At 26.4% G+C, this 19,177-nt stretch carries 15 protein-coding genes and 1 pseudogene; 3 read left to right on the forward strand and 13 right to left on the reverse strand.

Going from position 1 to position 19,177, the window contains the following annotated elements:
- Positions 1-54: 54 nt before the first annotated feature.
- Both ACQH24_RS03995 and ACQH24_RS04000 read right to left on the reverse strand, forming a co-directional pair.
- Positions 55-1,164: a hypothetical protein gene (locus ACQH24_RS03995; RefSeq protein WP_425380668.1), complete on the reverse strand. Its 1,110-nt coding sequence runs from the start codon at positions 1,162-1,164 to the stop codon at positions 55-57.
- A 166-nt stretch (positions 1,165-1,330) separates the two neighbouring features.
- Positions 1,331-4,276, reverse strand: a complete 2,946-nt coding sequence (locus ACQH24_RS04000; RefSeq protein ID WP_425379357.1) for a hypothetical protein — start codon at positions 4,274-4,276, stop codon at positions 1,331-1,333.
- A 187-nt stretch (positions 4,277-4,463) separates the two neighbouring features.
- Between ACQH24_RS04000 and ACQH24_RS04005 the strand changes: the two genes are divergently transcribed.
- A complete protein-coding gene (locus ACQH24_RS04005) occupies positions 4,464-5,417 on the forward strand; it encodes a transposase (RefSeq protein WP_425379358.1) in 954 nt (317 codons plus the stop codon).
- Positions 5,418-5,651: 234 nt separating this feature from the next.
- Here ACQH24_RS04005 and ACQH24_RS04010 read toward each other — a convergent pair whose 3' ends face one another.
- The 7 genes from ACQH24_RS04010 to ACQH24_RS04040 all read right to left on the reverse strand — a co-directional run bounded on the left by ACQH24_RS04010 (position 5,652) and on the right by ACQH24_RS04040 (position 11,859).
- Positions 5,652-6,593 (reverse strand): hypothetical protein, encoded by a 942-nt coding sequence (locus tag ACQH24_RS04010; protein WP_425379359.1) that lies wholly within the window; start codon positions 6,591-6,593, stop codon positions 5,652-5,654.
- Between the two features lie 233 nt (positions 6,594-6,826).
- Positions 6,827-7,075 carry a hypothetical protein gene (locus ACQH24_RS04015; protein WP_425379360.1) on the reverse strand — a complete coding sequence of 83 codons (249 nt, stop codon included), beginning with the start codon at positions 7,073-7,075 and terminating at the stop codon, positions 6,827-6,829.
- Positions 7,076-7,265: 190 nt separating this feature from the next.
- Positions 7,266-8,084: an aldo/keto reductase gene (locus ACQH24_RS04020; protein ID WP_425380690.1), complete on the reverse strand. Its 819-nt coding sequence runs from the start codon at positions 8,082-8,084 to the stop codon at positions 7,266-7,268.
- Positions 8,085-8,143: 59 nt separating this feature from the next.
- Complete coding sequence (locus tag ACQH24_RS04025) at positions 8,144-9,217, reverse strand: UvrD-helicase domain-containing protein (protein WP_425379361.1); 1,074 nt, start codon at positions 9,215-9,217, stop codon at positions 8,144-8,146.
- A 288-nt stretch (positions 9,218-9,505) separates the two neighbouring features.
- On the reverse strand, positions 9,506-9,730 hold the full coding sequence (locus tag ACQH24_RS04030; protein WP_425379362.1) for a hypothetical protein: 225 nt from the start codon (positions 9,728-9,730) through the stop codon (positions 9,506-9,508).
- Positions 9,731-9,792: 62 nt separating this feature from the next.
- Positions 9,793-10,560: a type II toxin-antitoxin system death-on-curing family toxin gene (locus ACQH24_RS04035; protein ID WP_425379363.1), complete on the reverse strand. Its 768-nt coding sequence runs from the start codon at positions 10,558-10,560 to the stop codon at positions 9,793-9,795.
- Between the two features lie 246 nt (positions 10,561-10,806).
- Positions 10,807-11,859: a hypothetical protein gene (locus ACQH24_RS04040; RefSeq protein ID WP_425379364.1), complete on the reverse strand. Its 1,053-nt coding sequence runs from the start codon at positions 11,857-11,859 to the stop codon at positions 10,807-10,809.
- A 112-nt stretch (positions 11,860-11,971) separates the two neighbouring features.
- Between ACQH24_RS04040 and ACQH24_RS04045 the strand changes: the two genes are divergently transcribed.
- Entirely contained in the window at positions 11,972-12,931 is a 960-nt protein-coding gene (locus ACQH24_RS04045; RefSeq protein WP_425379365.1) for a transposase, read from the forward strand.
- 147 nt (positions 12,932-13,078) lie between these two features.
- Here the strand turns inward: ACQH24_RS04045 and ACQH24_RS04050 are convergent, their stop codons facing one another.
- The 4 genes and pseudogenes from ACQH24_RS04050 to ACQH24_RS04065 form a co-directional block, all read right to left on the reverse strand.
- Positions 13,079-14,530 carry an MFS transporter gene (locus tag ACQH24_RS04050; RefSeq protein ID WP_425379366.1) on the reverse strand — a complete coding sequence of 484 codons (1,452 nt, stop codon included), beginning with the start codon at positions 14,528-14,530 and terminating at the stop codon, positions 13,079-13,081.
- Between the two features lie 354 nt (positions 14,531-14,884).
- Positions 14,885-16,747: pseudogene (locus ACQH24_RS04055) on the reverse strand (PTS sugar transporter subunit IIC).
- Between the two features lie 394 nt (positions 16,748-17,141).
- Positions 17,142-17,678: a hypothetical protein gene (locus tag ACQH24_RS04060; RefSeq protein ID WP_425379367.1), complete on the reverse strand. Its 537-nt coding sequence runs from the start codon at positions 17,676-17,678 to the stop codon at positions 17,142-17,144.
- Positions 17,659-18,057: a hypothetical protein gene (locus ACQH24_RS04065; RefSeq protein ID WP_425379368.1), complete on the reverse strand. Its 399-nt coding sequence runs from the start codon at positions 18,055-18,057 to the stop codon at positions 17,659-17,661. The genes ACQH24_RS04060 and ACQH24_RS04065 overlap by 20 nt, the downstream gene beginning before the upstream one ends.
- Positions 18,058-18,294: 237 nt before the next feature.
- Between ACQH24_RS04065 and ACQH24_RS04070 the strand changes: the two genes are divergently transcribed.
- The gene (locus ACQH24_RS04070; RefSeq protein ID WP_425379369.1) at positions 18,295-19,161 is read left to right on the forward strand and encodes a DUF1295 domain-containing protein; all 867 of its coding nucleotides are present in this window, start codon (positions 18,295-18,297) and stop codon (positions 19,159-19,161) included.
- Positions 19,162-19,177: the final 16 nt, after the last annotated feature.

The following is a 19,177-nucleotide window of genomic DNA, read 5'->3' on the forward strand; positions in this document are numbered from 1 at the left end:
TTTCTAGTTTTATTCTATCATAATTGTAAAATAAGGTTGGGAATGATTATCTTTTTAACTGAATCAAGATGATAATTGTTGATAATTTGGAAATAACGGATCATTGGCTCCAGGATTAACAATTGTCATTCCAATGACATATTTACTAATAATTGTATTAAAGGTTTTAATTGTATCAGCATTTGGCGTAATTTTCCCTAATAAGTAAATATTTTTGATGGTAGTATAAAACTTATTTCCATTCTGTAAAATTGCGGAAAATTGATTATTGGCACTAGGTTCATTACTAATTTCATGTAACTTTACAAAATAATAATATGGGTTACTTTCATCATTTGGTTCGGAATTCATCATTTCATCAATTGCCGCGCCATTAAATTGTTGGCTGGGATTGTTCTTTTTCCAAGTTTCAACAGTTTGATTGATATCGCTTCAGTTAATATTTGCGGGCGGTAAATTATTGATATTTTCATTAATTTTGTCGACAACAGGGCCAATAATGCCATTAATAACATTATTTTTTTCGCCATCAGAGAGACCTTTTAAAGCGGCATCAATGTTCTGAATAAAATTATCTGAGTCCGAAATTGAATTAATAATATTTGTTAGATCAGAATCATTTTTTAAGGTAACTGCCATTCAAAATCAGTAATTAATGGCATCCCCTGCTGTATGGACTTGTCAGGCGGGCATTCAATTAAGCATTTTATCAGCGGCGCTATTACGAAATTGATTACGATATTTATTATCTTGATTATCTTTTGCTTGGATAATTGTCGGTAAATCTTGGGTAAAATTATTTTTGTTATAAAAGATATTTGTCGAAAGTAAATTTGTTAAAAAATAACAAAAAATCATCATTGTTGTAAAACCAAAGACAGCACCAAAGATATAATTAATTGGTCGATTAATCTTAACTTTTTTAAATTGTTTGCGTAAAACTGGCACATAAACCGAAAATAAAATAATATTAGTACCAATAATTCACACACCATATAAAACAATGATGGCCAATCAATTTGTCAGGACAATTGAGGTACTTGTTAGTTCCGGAATATTTTTTAAAAATGGTTTAATTGTATTATTTAAAGCATTTGCTAAGCTAGGAATAATTAAGGGGGCAATAAAAAAGAGAATGAATAAGAGGACAACATTTGCTCCCATAAAATATAATCCCCCCCATGGTTTTAACCAATAAACCAAGTATGATTCCGAGGATTAATAAAACAAAAATAATTATTTGTCATAATAAAACTGGTCCAATATTAATCATTTCTTTTTCCCCCTTTTATTTAAATAAATTATACTAATTTTAAAGAAAAAACAAATGTTATTTTAATAACATTTGTTTTATTTTATTGCTAAATGGATTGCGAGCTGGTTTTTTAACTCATTCTTGTCAATCACCACTAAAAGCACGCATAAAGTCTCATTCACGAAGATAATTTAAACCATGTGACACAATTGTTTTTGCACTAGGGTTTTGGCCATTAAAACCTTTATCATCGTTAACTGATCACATACTAATAAATGCTAGATTTTGCTGATGTGCTCAATTATATAAGTCTTTGGCATCTTCTAAGGTAAAGACTCCTTCGACAGTATCATTAACACCAATCATTGGTGTTACTCCTAAGAAACGGTTTAATATCTTATTTTTAACATTAACATTGTATACTTTACTAATGATTTCTTTTAAGTTTTGGCGAGTACTTATTGTTGCAGCTTTAGCTAAGTCAAAGTTTGTTTTATTTTGACTACGTGCTTGGCTATAAATACCATCACCATAATCCATTGCCATAATATTAGTAATTGGCAGATCATCAATTGTTAATCCTTGTTTTTGATATTCTTCAATAAATATTTTTACTAATTTTTTACAAATTTCAGTTAGACCATCTGGCATAACTGGTAAAGTTAAGGAGAAAGTTCATCTAGGATTAGCTTTTTTCATAAAGGCTAATGTTTTTGCTAAAAAACGATTTTCTTTTGTGGAATATTGGGCTGCCCCTTCAATATCAAAGTCTAATGACATTGGCATATTTTGTATTGCTGAATTTTCGCTGTATCCGGCTACCATTGCTAAATTTTTATTAAATTTAGTAAATTCTGATGATAGCATAGTGATAGCAGTTTGCAAATTAGCATTATTATCCTTGTAAAACTGATTGTATGCAGCATTCCAAGCATTTTCAGCGGGACGATGCCCTGTTGATAACCCTCCATATGAAACACGTAATTTATTAAATGTATTGTGTTTAACAAGCGGATCTAATACTTTTTGTTTTAGTTGGTTTTGTTCTCAATATTCATAACCATCATTGCCAGTTTCAATTCCAGCGATTGAAAAATCTAAATAATTATTATGATTCTTAGCTTGTTGAACAAATGATAAAGTTAACGAGTCAAAATTATTAATTTTATTTTCAAAATTAGGAACATTTTGGGCTGTATAATCCGGCGTTGATTTTCCATTAATCATCCCGTTAACATCGTTTCCTTCTCATAATCCGTTATCAATATACGGGGTAAAATAAGTTGAACTTGATGAAGTTGTTTTTTCCGTAATATGATTTGCAATTCCACCATTTAAACGATTTGGATTAGCATCATCTCATGATAAATAACGATTTTTTTGTTGTTTTCATACATCTTTAGGATCTAATTGAATTTGGTGACCACCATCTCAATCCCCTGTGGGATTAGTATATTGATCTAAATCCGAATTATTTAAAATAGTTTTATGATAATCTAATGTGCCTTTTAACTGTAAAATATTGTTTTTATCAGTTGTTTCAGGTGGTGCTACTGTTTTTTGCCCACTTAAAATTTCAGAATAAGTAAAAGCATCATATCCTGTTCCTGATCGAATATTTTGGTCTAATGGGGTTAAATCACCAGTACCAGATTCATTTGATTGAAACACTGATGGAAAATCACGCGAAAGATAAAACATTGACATGTCTGCTAATCCTTTTGTTTCGGCAAATTTACGAATTTCAAGAGCATCAGTAGCGTCAAATTTATATTGTGGTAATTCAGCGGGAGTTCCAATTCACGGTGTTACTCCCATCCGATTATAAATTAAACTATCGTCTTGTGTTGCTGGATTCTCATGTGAGAAAACATTTAACATCCCTTTTCAAGTGTCATGCGTTGTTTCAATTGCTTTTTTTAAAGCAGGAACTTCTCAACGATCATTAATTGTGTGATCATTTGCTTGTAAATAGGCAGAAACTAAGTTTAAAGTAAAGTTAAGTCCTAAAAAACGAGTAAATTCATAAAGAGGATAAACATCACTTCCAACTTGTTTTTTTGAACCATTATATGGGGTATTTTCTGGTTTTGGTACCACTAATCCATCATTACCCGTGATAATTGATAAACGAATCTGATATTTTTGATCTTGTTCAAGCAAGATTTTTAATGCTCCCGCTAAAAGCTTTGTTGATTCAGCATATTCACTATTAATGCGGTTATATGGTGCTGAAAAATAAAAATCAAATGATTTTGTCTGATACTTGTTTGAAAGTTCACTAAATGCTTTAGCTAAATCCAACTCAGTATAATTATTCAAATAAGCAGTATGTCAAAATGAATTAGCAAATGGTCCAAATGAAATTGTAATATCTTCTTCAAGATTAAGACCCTCATTTTGTCATTTATCTAAGCGATCTTGATACCATTTTCCTGATTGATTAGTATCATACACAGGGGTTGCATTTCAAGCTGGTGCCAATTCTGGCGAACTACTATCGTTTTGCATAAAACCTAGAACAAATTTGGATGCAATTCCATCCTTTTTAAATTTTGCTAAATTGTTATAAGTAATTTCTGTTCCGCCACGTTTTTGAATTGATTCTAATGCTTCTTTTCGATAGGCCCCATTAACTCCTTTGTCTTTTAATAAATATTCAACATTATCTTCAACAATTCCAATATCAACATAAGGCTTATATGTTAGATTTCGTTTTTTAGTATCTAAGATTTTTCCAGCCAAAGTTGATTTAAGCACTTCTGTCTGATCTGACATGCTATAAGAATTTGCCTTTTGGTGGACTAATCTTTGCGCTTGTTTTAAGTTTAATTTTGAAAAATCATTATTAATAATTAAATCACTATTATTTAATCGTGATCAATATTTTTTGTTCTGGTAATTTTGAATTTCTTTTGAATCAGTTATTGTATTTTTTCCTTTGTTATTACAAGCAATAACTGAACTTGCAGAACCACCTAAAATGGTAATGCAACTTAAAAATTGCAAGATTTTTTTCATCTTTTTTCTCCTTCTTTTTTATATATGATTGTAGTAAAAAATATTTATTTTCTTAGTTTTTCCTATTTTCATTTTAACATAAAATAGCAATATTTAGAATATTTCTTTAATTTTGTCGAAAACTCTTGATATTTATAGAATATATCTAATTTTAAGTATATTTTTAATATATAGAGGTAAATAATTGATGGAAAAAATAATTATAGAATTAAAAAACAGTTTTACAGATGATCAATTTTTAGAATTTGCTGAAAAAATAAAAAAAGAAGCAGAAGTAATCAAAAAACAAAAACGTTTAAATGAAATTGATCAAAAATTTAGAGATAAAGGCATTATATGTCCTGATTGTAAATCTTATCATTGTGTTAAAAATGGTCATAATCCCGAAGGAAAACAAAAATATTTATGTAAAAAATGTCGTGCTAGTTTTGATGCTTTTCGTCATCATTTTACTTATTGAAGTCATTTAAATTATGAACAGTGAAATTTATTAATTCAAATTTCATTATTAGGACAATCTAGTAAAATAATTTCCCGTTTTATTAAAACAACACCAAAAACTGCTTGATATAATCGTCAAAAATTAATGCAATCAAAACAATTAGAAAATACTCAATTAAAATTTAAAAAATTAAATGGTCAAATCCAAATTGATGAAACTTTTATTAAAGAAATCCATAAAGGTAATTTTAAAGATAAATTTGATAAACGAAAAACTCATCTTGATCCATTTTCAACTAATACCAAATGCTGTATTCAAATGGTAGTTGATAGCAATAATAATATTTTTGTTCAATCCACCAATACCAAACGATTACAAAAACAATGAATTATTGAAAATATGAATAAGCAATTAATTAAAGAAAAATCAATAATTATTTCTGACATGCAACCATTATATTTATTAGTAGCAAAACAAACAAATTCTACTCTATATTCTACCAAAACTAGTACAAACCCTGATACTAGTTATCGAAAGTTAAATAAGATTAGTAAATTACAATCCAGTCTTAAAGAAGCCTTAATTCATTATCATGGTTTGGGTTTCACTAATATTCAAAATTATTTAAATCTATGAAAATGAAAATACCAACATAAAGGTTTAACACCAAAAACAACAATCAACGGTATTATATTTTAATGTTTAAAAAATTTAAAGCAAAATCATGATCTTAAACAAAATTATTTTTCAAATTGTCATATTGATGATTTTTTTATTTCATCAAGAGTTTTCGACAAAATTAAAGGAATATTTTAAAAATAAAGTTAATTTAATTGCATTTTTATGATATCATTAATTTTAAAAATATAATTAGATTAATAATTAGTATCAGAAGTAAAAAAAGATTGGACTTTATTTATTAAGTTCAATCTTTTATTTTTTAATACATTGTTTTTTAATTAATTGAGAATTCATTTGCTTTTGACTAATTTTATTCTGAGCAAAATAAAAAGCAAAATAAAGTCCAGTAGTAATTATTGTAAAAATACTATATGCAATAAATGTTTGTGCTGCCATTGGTATCTTTCCATGGCTGTAACTTGCTTTTGGATCTGTAAATTCCATAAAATCATAAGGAAAGTAACCGGAAAAGGACATATCTGGCATTAATTTTCAACTATGGGTTGCTTTTAAAATATAACCAAGAATAGTAAAAAATAAGAAATATCCTAAGATAGCAGCGATGCTATATTCTCATAAACTTAACATTGTTTTTTTATTATAAGTTAACTGATGATGTTGATAACAAGTAAAGTAATAAATAACTCCCAATATTGGTACTACTGAATGTTGTAAAAACATGCTCATTCATTGGACTGGTAATCATAATTTAAAATCACCAGTAATTGGCAATGAAGCATTATAAAATATTAAGGTAAAAGAAATTACAATCATTGTTAATAAGCCAACATTGCTATTATCATAACGCCCTTGCCCTTCTTTTAAAGTATTAAAAGCAGAATTAATAAAAAAAGCTGCAAAAATAAAACTTGAATATGTAGTATATAAGGCTAAATTCCGGAAAATAACGACAAAAGTAATTCTAAAGTTTGATCAGCTTTGCAATTCTTTCAATGTTGTATGATATTTTGGTGATCAATTATTAGGGAAAATACCATGGTGTTTAAATCATAACGTTGATGATAAGGTAACACTAGTAAAAATAATAACTGAAATAATTGGTAAAAGACCAATAATTAATTTAAATCAAAATTTTCAATTCTTAATTAATAACTTAATATTACTTTTAACATTTCACGATGTTTTTTCATTGTCCATTTTGTTTGTTTTTTTATTTTTTAATATATTTTCCATCTTTATTTCCTTATTAATTAATATCTATATAATATTATATCTTTTTTGTTTTAAAAAAACAAGAAACCAAAATTTACTTACTGAATAAATTGAATACTGGTTTATTCTTACAAGGATTAAACTATTGTTCCTAAACAAAATAACCCTTCGTTAAAAATATGAGATTTTCTGCCTACTTTTGCTATATGCTCAAACATAATAAGTGATTTAATATTCTCTTTTTCTTTTTATTCCTATATATGTGCCTCATCAAAAATTAAATTATAAAGTTTATTATTGCTATTTTTTTGATTTTTATAAAGTTGTCTTAAGTAAAAACCAACAAAAAAAAATAATTCTGTATCTCCTAATTTGCTTACATTAGCAACTAATAACGGAGTATCAAAATTAATTAATTTATTAAAGTTTTTAATTTTTTGTTCATCAATTTTAGAAATATTAGAGCCATAATTTGAAATTAAAACTTCTACTTTTGTCATCATTGTCATACAATTTGATTTTACTTGATTATTACCTTATATTCTTTTCACAGAAATGCATATTCTAAATCTTTTTTAAAAAGAAGTAGTTCTTAATTAATAAAAATAAGTATCTAATAAGAGCACCAAAAATAAATTTAAAAATACTCATTTTTATGTCAATTTAATTTATAGTACTCATTTGCGAGTTATTTTACTCTCACTTAACACTTGCATCAGGCACTCAACCATACCGAGATTGAGGTAGATTATCAATTTCATTAATTTCTGATTCTGATAATACAAATTTGTTAATTTCACTGTTACCCATGATTCTGTCTTTATTTTTTGATTTGGGGATAACTACTAAATTTTTTTGTCATGCCCATCTTAAAGAAATTAATGAAGTAGAAGTATTATGTTTTTTAGCTAATTTTTGTAATAATGGTATATTTTCACAGTTTCCTCCAATTAAAGTTTTTCAAGAAATAACTGCAATTTTATGCTCATGACAATAATCAACTAAATCTTTTTGACCAAAACCAGGATGAATTTCAACTTGATTCATCATTGGCTTAACTTTTGCATTTTTTACAAAGTACTGTAAATGTTCAATATTAAAATTTGAAACGCCAATAGCGAGAACTTTTTTTGCTTCATACATCTCTTCTAATAATTTTCAAGTTTCAAAGCTATCATTTGTTGGCCAATGAACTAAACAGAGATCTAAGTAATCCGTTTGCAATCGTTCTAATATTTCAGAAAATGCTTTTTTAGCTAATTCATATTTATTGTTTTCATTTCAAATTTTAGAAGTAATAAAAATATCTTTGCGTTTGATTTTAGGGTTTTCAAGTAAAAAATCATGAATAGCATTGCCAACTTCAATTTCATTACCATAAATTTCTGCAGTGTCAAAATGACGATAACCTATTTGTAGAGCGTACTTGACTGAATCATAGCACTCCTTATCTTCTAATAAATATGTTCCAAGCCCAAACTGTGGTATTAAAACGCCATTTGATAACTCAATTTTTTAGATAAGATTTCATTTTTCATATTTTCCTCCTAATTAATTTAATTCTTATTATTTTAACATTTTATTAATTGGCATCGTGTAAGTGAAGTGCAACAAATCAACTCCTTTCTGAGTTGATTTGTTGCACTTCACTTACACGATGCCAATTTAAAAAAAGACAGATCAAATCCTACTACAAAAACAATTTTTCTTTCTAACCCTTTTGACTGATGAAATGTTGAAAAAATTAGTTTGTTGTCATATTCCTTCGCATTTAATGGTGTTTCATCATTGCTTGGCACATATACTAAGACTCCTCGACTGGATAACATATTAGCTAATTTTTTGGCCGGTGCTTTTTCAGATTTTACTGAAAATGCTAGAACGAATACATTTTCAATTCCGTATTCATTGATACATTCAATGATTTTATTTACAAGTTCATTACTACCAAATGTATTACATACAATGTAGTTAACAGAATATGGTTTTTTAATGTTTGATTTCATAATATTCGTATCATAAAAGACATTATTGATAAAATCTACTGTACCTTTATTTACTCTAAAACTTTCAGAAAGAATACAATTTTTTCATTTTAAATCATTGAATTTAAATAATTCCTCTGCTTTCTCTAAATATCTTGAATCAGCATCTTTATATTCATAAATTGCCTGGTTTTTGTCACCTAATATACATAATTTTGGAGTTTTCAAATTTTGAGATATTATTTTACATGTAAATTCATATAGTATTGGTGTAATATCTTGGGCCTCATCTACTAAAATTAAGTCATAATTAATAGGAACTTTATTGCTTATTTTTTCCGCAATAATTTTCCGAATTCCTTTATCTTTTGCACAAGGTACTTTAAAGAAAGTTTGTCCAAATGAATGAAAAGTTCTTACTTCTAAATTTTTAATTCTCAATGATTTTGTTTTTTCAAGGGTTTCGTCCATTAATTTACGATTATATGTTAAAAGTAAAATATCCTTATCATTAAATTTACGGGCGATATGTAAAGCAGTAGTAGTTTTACCACTTCCTGCGACCGCTTGTACCTTAACATTAAAATCTTCTAAATATTTTAAGATATCTTTTTGTTCTTCTGATGGCTCATGTAATCTATATTCTTTTTTGTGTTCCATAAATGTATTTTTAATGTGACAAAAATAATTTTTTTGCAAAACAAAAAATATTAATCTTTGTCTCTTGTATTTCTCCTTTGTTTTTGATTAATAATTAATATATGTTGCTATTTATGCATATTATAACAAAAAATATGGCATAAACCATATTTTATAAAAAATAAACTGAGCTTCCTTTTAAAAAAGTATTGGATAAATTTATATGATCTTGTTCCGTTAATTTTGTTGGAACAAAATCCCTCTATCATCAAGTTTAAGCTTTTTAAGCCCTTTATAATAGCATATATTTTAGTCTTGTGATAATCTTTCAATAATTTCTTTAATATGCGGCAAATTTATAGATTCTTGAAACATTTTTTCATTTAAATTTGAAAATTCTTCAGATTCTATACAAGAAAAAATATTAGCATTTATTTCATTATGTATTTTTTTGTATTTGTTAACTATTTCAACATTATTAAATGACTTCTCATTATTTAATCATTTTTTCATTTCTTTTAAATCTTTGGACATTAATAACACTCTCCTACTTAATTTATGTATATATTATAGCATATTATCTTTTATTATGATTATTATTTATTTTTAACATATTTTTGTCTATATTTCATAAATGAATCTAAACTCATCTTTTGATAATCAATATTTATAGTAATATTACTCAAAATAAAATTCTTTATTAACTTTAATGTTTTTTCTTTTTCTTTAGCATCTGAATTTGCTACTGAAATCATAAAATTTTCTGCTTTATAAACTAAATTTTTACTTGAAATTCTTAATAAATCATAGCCACAACTTTGCAAAAATCTCATTGTCGTTAATAAACCAGTTCTTTTGTTACCATCAAAGAATGGTTGTGTTTTTACAATGTTATACATCAATATTGCGGCTTTTTCAAGAACTGTCTTATGCAATTCTTGGCCAAACACATCCATAAATGGTGCCGCAGCACACATATCAAACATATCTAGTTTATCTATATAATATTTTTCATGTGAATCACGGATTGTTTTGGCAAAATCTAATGATTTATGCATATGAACTTTAATAAGATCAATTCAATCTTTTTGATCAGCTCAAGGATTATTTGGATCTTTTCCAACTGGACACAAAAGACTAAATTCAAAAGTTTCAATATTATTGGTTTTAGTAACAGTTTTAACTAATATTTTAGGAATTGAATTTTCTTTCAATTCAATTAATAATTTATCCTTTGTAAAACCATAAATTTTTATAAACATATTCTCTAATGCCGCTTTTTCCAAAATAAAATCATCTCGGTAACGCATTACAAGAAATAATGGTAATTGTTTTATTTTGTTTTCATCCTCTTGATGTTTCATAAAATTCCTTTCTAAATTATTTTTTATAATTATTCAATTCTTTGCAATTTTTGATGATTACTATTTTTTGCCTATTATCAGTGTGAATTGCTTTAAAATATTATTTTCTATTCGTAGTTGTATTAGTTCATTTTCCGCATTAAAACAATTGGCTTTTACCTTAAATGAACCAGAAATCATTAAACTTATGAACTCATTTTTAAACAGTTGATTTACCGATAAATTACTAAGATTACTTTCTTGTTATTAAGTAGTAATTAAATTTTTGAATCAATTAACTTTAAAAACTAAGATTAAACATACAATAAATTGAACGATTTCCAAAATAGAAAGAATTAAAAAAACAAATTTAGTTTCTAATTTTCCAATCGCAAATAATAATCAAGTGAAAACAATTTGTAAAAAGAAAACAAAGCAAATATCAATGAGCGCGGCTAGTAATGTTTTACCGCCAGTTCGTAATAAACTTAGAAACATTACTGTTCCTGAAGAAAATACAAATCCGATCGTAAAAAATAATAAAATAAAACTACTTAATTCTCTAATTGATGCATTAATTGTTGGATAAGTAATATCAATAATAAAGAAACTTAATGTTCCAAATAATATTGTTAAAAATAAAATAACGCTATAATAAAACTTAGAAATTTTATAGGTGTTAAGCAAGGATAATTCCAAATTATTAGCACCTAGAGATGCCCCGACAAAATATGCGACAACAATGTAGATTCCATTTCAAAAAGCCATCAAGATATTAGTAAATAAAAGTGTTAAAGTAAGCGCCTGAAACGTATTTAATCCCGCATAATTAATAACTAATAATCGATTATTAAAAACAAAACAAGCATATAAACCATTAGCTACCAATAAGGGATATAACTGCTTTTGAATATTTAAAAAAACTGTTTTATTAAATATAAACTTTTCTAAAAAAGGATTATATTGCCGTAATTTTTTTGTTCAAAAACAAATTGTTATCGCTATTGTTTCCACGATTCGGTCAATAATAGTGGCAATGCCAATACCTATAATGTTTAATTGTAAAACAACTCCGAGAATATAATTTAAAAGGATATTTATCGCTAACGGAATTAAAGCAAGAAATATTGTAATTTTAGTCTTTCCTAAAGTTTGGAGCGTATTATACATGCCAAAATTATAAAATCCAAAAATATAACTTACGGCAATTAATGTCAAAAAGTAATAAGCTTTATTAATTTGATCTGGATTGATTAAATTACTGCTTTGTTTATTAAATGATAAAATTCCATCAATAAAGGTTTTTCCTCATAATAACATTATTATCATAATAAAAGTTGATAAAATTGCTTTAATTTTGTCGAAAACTCTTGATATTTATAGAATATATCTAATTTTAGGTATATTTTTAATATATAGAGGTAAATAATTGATGGAAAAAATAATTATAGAATTAAAAAACAGTTTTACAGATGATCAATTTTTAGAATTTGCTGAAAAAATAAAAAAAGAAGCAGAAGTAATCAAAAAACAAAAACGTTTAAATGAAATTGATCAAAAATTTAGAGATAAAGGCATTATATGTCCTGATTGTAAATCTTATCATTGTGTTAAAAATGGTCATAATCCCGAAGGAAAACAAAAATATTTATGTAAAAAATGTCGTGCTAGTTTTGATGCTTTTCGTCATCATTTTACTTATTGAAGTCATTTAAATTATGAACAGTGAAATTTATTAATTCAAATTTCATTATTAGGACAATCTAGTAAAATAATTTCCCGTTTTATTAAAACAACACCAAAAACTGCTTGATATAATCGTCAAAAATTAATGCAATCAAAACAATTAGAAAATACTCAATTAAAATTTAAAAAATTAAATGGTCAAATCCAAATTGATGAAACTTTTATTAAAGAAATCCATAAAGGTAATTTTAAAGATAAATTTGATAAACGAAAAACTCATCTTGATCCATTTTCAACTAATACCAAATGCTGTATTCAAATGGTAGTTGATAGCAATAATAATATTTTTGTTCAATCCACCAATACCAAACGATTACAAAAACAATGAATTATTGAAAATATGAATAAGCAATTAATTAAAGAAAAATCAATAATTATTTCTGACATGCAACCATTATATTTATTAGTAGCAAAACAAACAAATTCTACTCTATATTCTACCAAAACTAGTACAAACCCTGATACTAGTTATCGAAAGTTAAATAAGATTAGTAAATTACAATCGAGTCTTAAAGAAGCCTTAATTCATTATCATGGTTTGGGTTTCACTAATATTCAAAATTATTTAAATCTATGAAAATGAAAATACCAACATAAAGGTTTAACACCAAAACAACAATCAACGGTATTATATTTTAACGTTTAAAAAATTTAAAGCAAAATCATGATCTTAAACAAAATTATTTTTCAAATTGTCATATTGATGATTTTTTTATTTCATCAAGAGTTTTCGACAAAATTAAAGAGTTATTTTAATTACATTTATTTAGCATTAAGATTTAATTAAGGTTTGTTAAACATTTCCTAATTCACGTCATCGAAATGAAGTTTTATTAAGTTTTTTTATTTCTTTTTTATTTAAGCAGTATACAATGATTCCACAAATTAAGCCAATTAACACACAGCCAATTGCAATCATTAATAAGATTTGAATTCCTTCTAGATTATAACCTTTTGTCTCTTGATCAGTAAATGATTTTCCAATCGCCCCCGCAACATAATTAAATCATGCATCGGGCGTAAATGCTAAAAATGAAATTACAGCTAATGTATTAGCATAACTATTTTTTTCCATTGGTAATTCTCCAATTTGAACAAATCGTAAGGTTAATAATGCTCAGCCAATACAACCAATCACAATAAATAAAACACACATGATAATATGAAATAAAACTTTAATTGTTTGCGATTGATTATTAAATCATGCCGCTCCTCATCCCGGAATTAAGGTAAATAATAAACAAGCCAGCATTCCAACTAATAAAATGAAAACTAATCCTAAAACATAAGATTTTCATTGATCTGATAACCGTCCAATTGGATTAGCTACTAAAAACCGGAGACCATAGGATCTAATACCCCCTAAGACCGCAACAATCGTAACATTAACCCCTATTACGGTTAAAGCATCTTTCATATAATATGAAAATACTGATTGAAACATATACATCCCAAATACAAATATCCCACAAAGTCAAACTCTTAAAAATTTAAAGGGACGTAATAAATTTAAAAAATGTTTACTAAATTTGATGGTTTCTTTTTCAACTCGTTTTTTATTAGGAATAAACAATAATGATAATATTGCCATTAACAGGACCATTCCACAAATACAATAAGCAAAAATCAAAAACGGTAAAGTTTTCAAATCCGAATTACTATCTGTTAAATTTTTTGTAACTTGTGTCACACCAGTTGCTGCCCCAGCAACAACAATAACCCCAAATAAACCTAGAATACTGCCTTGTAGTCCATAAGCGGCCCCCTGTTTTTCTTTTGGAACATTTTGTGAAACTAATTTTCATAATGGATTTCAAAATAATCCAGCAATCGAAATTCCTCATAAAAAATAAATAATATACAATTGCGTTAATCGCATTGTTTTATCCATATTTAATTTTGTTAAGGTTGTTCATCATATTCCAACTGTTCCTGTCATTATTAAAGCGATGACAAACATAATTTTGGCATTAAATTTATCAGCAAGATATCCCCCAGGAATTCTGGAAATCAAGGCTGTAAAGCCATAGACAGAAATTGCAATATCAAATTCGGATTGTGACAATTGTAAATAATTATGGAAATTAGGCATAATATACCTTAAATATAAGACACCACTAAAAACAAATAAATCAGCTAAAGCTAAAATGGTAATAATACCAATTGTCTTTTTATTTAAACCATGCGTAAAAAAATTAACAAATTTTTGTTTTTTAGTAAGTGCTTCTTGTTTTATTGTTTCCATTCCTTTTATCTTCTCCCTCTATTCTTTTATGAATCATTGACTCATAAGAAGATATTGCTATATTGATTAAATTAATTGTAATGTAATTTATATCTAATTAAAAATATTCTGATTTTTATCAATTTATGTGTTAAATAATAGACAATTTGGAAATAATTTGATGGAAAAAATGATATTGTCTATTCACAACAAAATTCAAAATTTATTTTTTCCTAAATTAGATATTAATGCTAATATCTAATAACTAAATATCCGCAAAATAAAAGGAATAAAATTTTATTTTAAATAAATTTTATTCCAATTCTTTTTGTTTAACTATATTTTTACTAATGTTATCTAACTCTTATACCCAAATTATTTTTTATAATCATTTAAGAAAGTAATTAATTTTGTTTTCAATTCTGTTTCATCTAATAAATTATCTAAAATAATTTTATGATCATACGGAATAGTATTTGCTAAATCCGATCCACAAATAATGGCAAGAATTTGCTGATCATTTGGATCAAAAGCATTAACATTAGTATGAATAACTTCAATTTGATTGAGGTTTAATTCTTTAATAAGATTTTTAATATTTATTTCAATTAATAGCGATGAGCCTAATTCTTGCCCACAAACGGCTACTAATTTATTTCGTTCTGTTAAATTAATTGATTTTTCATTAAGTAGAGGTGCTGTTAAAGTATCAACAGCTACAGTGTTAAGAGCAGGACTTATTTTTTGTTTTTTCTGTCAAAACATAACTAAATTAATAATTGGAAATAATAGTCATAAGAGAGTGGCAAGTACAGGGAGCAATCATACGGCAATATTACGACCAACCAGATTTCCTAAGAAGGCAATTGGCAATCCCAGTAAGAAGTCACTATCTCCCCATGTTAAAACATTTAAATTACCGTCAATATTTGATAATGATGGCATATAATTTAATCCAAAAAATAGGAATGGAATAAAACTCATCAGGATTCCATTAATAAATGGTCCAAAAATAGCTCCTAAAATCCCACCATGCGCATTACCAAATACCCCTGCCGTTGCCCCTACAAAGAAATGGGGAACAATGCTTGGAATTACAATTTCTCAACCAACAAGACTATTATTTTGTAGTCCAATACTATGAACAATTCCAATTGTAATTGCCATTCCAATAATTCCGCCAACAAATGATGCCATAAAACCGATTAAAACGGCATTTGGCGCGTACGGAAACACTGTTGGACAGTCCAATGCTGCTTTTGCATTAGGAACTAATTTTTCCGAAATTCCTTTAAATGAAGGAACAATTTCCGCAATAAACATTCGAACTCCAATCAGTAAGACTTCAACCCCCGCCGCAAAAGTAAAGGCTTGTAATAATCCTTGTACAAAGACATCTTGATTATTACTAATAATATTGGCGGTTACTAATGCATCATAACCTTTCACTCCTCACGCTGTAAAGTAAATAATCAAATATAAAAAGAACATTGTAATTGCAATGGCAATATTAGTATTACGTAAAAAGCTTAATCCTTTCGGAAATTTGATTTCTTCTGTTGATTTAATTGGTTTTTTTACTAGTTTAGCAATAAACATTCCAACCCATGCCGAAAATAAGTATGATAACGCCCCAGTGTGGCCAACTGCTAATGTATCGGATTTTGTAATTTTTATAACATGTTTATTTAAAAACGCTGGTGAAATAATCATTCATAATGATACCAACAATGCGCCAGTCAACACAATGATTGGCAAATCTGCTTCTGAATTTAAGCCTGCCACATATAAAACACTGGCAAACATTACGGAAAGATAAAATAAGACATGACCTGTTAAATAGATATATTTATATGAGGTAATTCGGGCCAAGACGATATTTAAAAGCATTGCACAAATCATAATTAATGAACCTGCTAAAACAATTTTTGGTAGAACATTTAAAAATAATCCAGGCATAACATCATTATTGGCAATAATCCCATTAATACCAAATAATAAGTTAAAAGCATTTCCTAATTTTCCAACTGCTCCCGCTAAAATACCAGCTCCCCCACCAATAATTAAAAAGCCAATTGTTGTTTTAATTGTTGCCCCAATTGTTTAACTAAATTTTTTACGTTGTAACAAACAGCCAATTAAAGCAAATAGTCCAATCAATATTGCCGGAGTTCCAATAAATTCTTTAAAAAAATTTAAGATATAATCCCCAGTACTTAAAGATAAAAAATTACTCATTTTTATCACTCCTTGCTAATTCTCATTTTTTACATTAGTTTAGCAACAATTGTTCAATAATTGTAATCAGTACGTTAAACACCAGTTCAATGTCAACGTGTTTTTAATTTTCATTAGCAACTTTTTTTAAAATAATTATTTCATTTGACAATTGATAGGATGATTTAAATCAACATAACATATTTTAAAAATATGCATAATTTCATTTTATTTTTTTCTTAAAACTTTACAATTTCTTTTTCTACTTTTGAAAATAGACCATCCTTTTGAAAATTTTCTGCAAATTTATACCATATTTTTAACTTTTATCCTTAAATAAAAAAAGATTAATTAATATTAATCTTTTTTAAGAGTATTATCTTATCTTAAACCATTCCCTAAAGTTGTAATTTTATTATTGAGATGATATATGAACTAAAAGTGAGGGAAATAATCCAGGACCAATAAATTTTAAAATGACTCCTGAACCATGATCATAACCGACGGGATCTTCTGATCTTCAGGCCATAATTGATGCAACAATTAACAATGCTAAAGGTATTACAATTGGTCCAAAGCAAGTAATTGAACGAAATAGCGCAATAAGAGCCGCTAAGAAATCTGGATTATTTAAATATTTCATATAATGATCCACTTTTTTTAGAACATTATGATCCAAATATAAATATGCCCAAAATCAATAAAATGTATACTTGTTAATTCCTATTCAAATCGGTGGTGTATATGGTAATTTCGATGTGTCTATTACCATTGTTCCTTGATTTGAATATTGAAGAAGTAGCGAATCATTATAATTAACTTTAGTACCTAATTTAATTGTTATGATTCGATTATTTTCCGATGTTTGAAAATCATAAACAGAGACATTATTAAGCGTTATTCTAAAATCATTTAAATTAATTCAGCTCGTATTAACTGGATTTTCATACATTGTAATAGTTTTTCCATCTGAATTTATTGCTGGACTTGATAAAACTGGATCGTCATTTTTGTGATACAAACTGATTAACATTGGATTCAACTAAATGTAAATTATTTTTGAAATAATCTCCTTCATAAATATTTAGATATTTAAATTCAGATCAAATATCTGTTTCTATTTGCTTAGAATATTCTTTTTGGAAACCCAACATAATTGTTGGCAAAAAATTAAATCCATCTTCTTGTTGTCTTGCTCAATGAGCATCAGTGAAGTGAATATGAGTTTTTTCATTTTCCTGAACATTTTTATATGAGCTATTCGCAACAATTCCACTCGCCCCTGTTACAATCAAACTAATTGTGCATAATAAATTTAGTAATTTTTTCATTTTTTCCTCCTGTATTTTGATAATCTTTTAAATAAGATAATTTCCTTTTTAAACTTTTTTTATATTTAAATATCCCCCGTGATTTATCATAATCAATATTTTTTAGAACGATAATCTGTCACAAAAAATAAAATACTATTATAGAAATTATTTTTCTTTTTTTAGTTTATAATTATGTTAATACTTTTAATCACACTACTAATATAGTGGTTCAATGTTAATTTAGGAGGAAATAAAATGATAGATATTAATTATATTTTTATACTATATATTTTTTTAATTAGTTTATTTTTAAATTTGATTTTTTTTATAGTAGCATTTTTTCTAAAAAGTGATGCATTTACTGATATTACTTATGCTTTAACATTTATTTTAATAGCTACAATTATTTTAATTTGAAAACAAAATGTTTCATTAATTCAAATTATTATTTATGTCTTAGTTCTAATGTGAAGTATCCGTTTAGGAACATACTTATTGATTAGAATATTAAAAGTTAAGGTAGATCATCGCTTTGATAAAATTCGGAATTCCTTTTTTAAATTTTTAGGATTTTGAATTTTGCAAGCAATTTCAGTTTTCTTAATTATTTTACCAGCTAGTTTTGCTTTATTTATCAATAGTAAATATTTTGACAGTAGAAATTATTATACATTATTATTTTTTGCGATTTCTTTATTTGGTCTAGTTATAGAAACAATTAGTGATATTCAAAAATATTCTTATTACCAAAATATACCTGCTGATAGTAAATTTATTAATACTGGACTATGAAAAATTTCAAGACATCCAAATTATTTTGGGGAAATAGTATTTTGAATGTTTTTAACAATTGGATTTTTATTTAATCTAATTCTAAAAAATTATGAAAATAATTCTTTAATTTTATTAAATTTATTATGATTATTATCACCAATATATATTCTGCTATTAATTAATTTTGTTTCCGGAGTGCCATTGTTGGAAATCAATAGTTACCAAAAATTAAAAAATAACTCAAATTATAATCATTATGTTAAAAAAACAAGTACATTTATCCCCTTCCTAGGGAAAAAAGGTCATATTTTAAGAGTCAAAAAAATAATTAAACACGAAAAGAAATAAGGAAATAAATTTAATA

The organism is Spiroplasma endosymbiont of Stenodema calcarata, assembly GCF_964031205.1.
Lineage (GTDB): Bacteria > Bacillota_I > Bacilli_A > Mycoplasmatales > Mycoplasmataceae > Spiroplasma.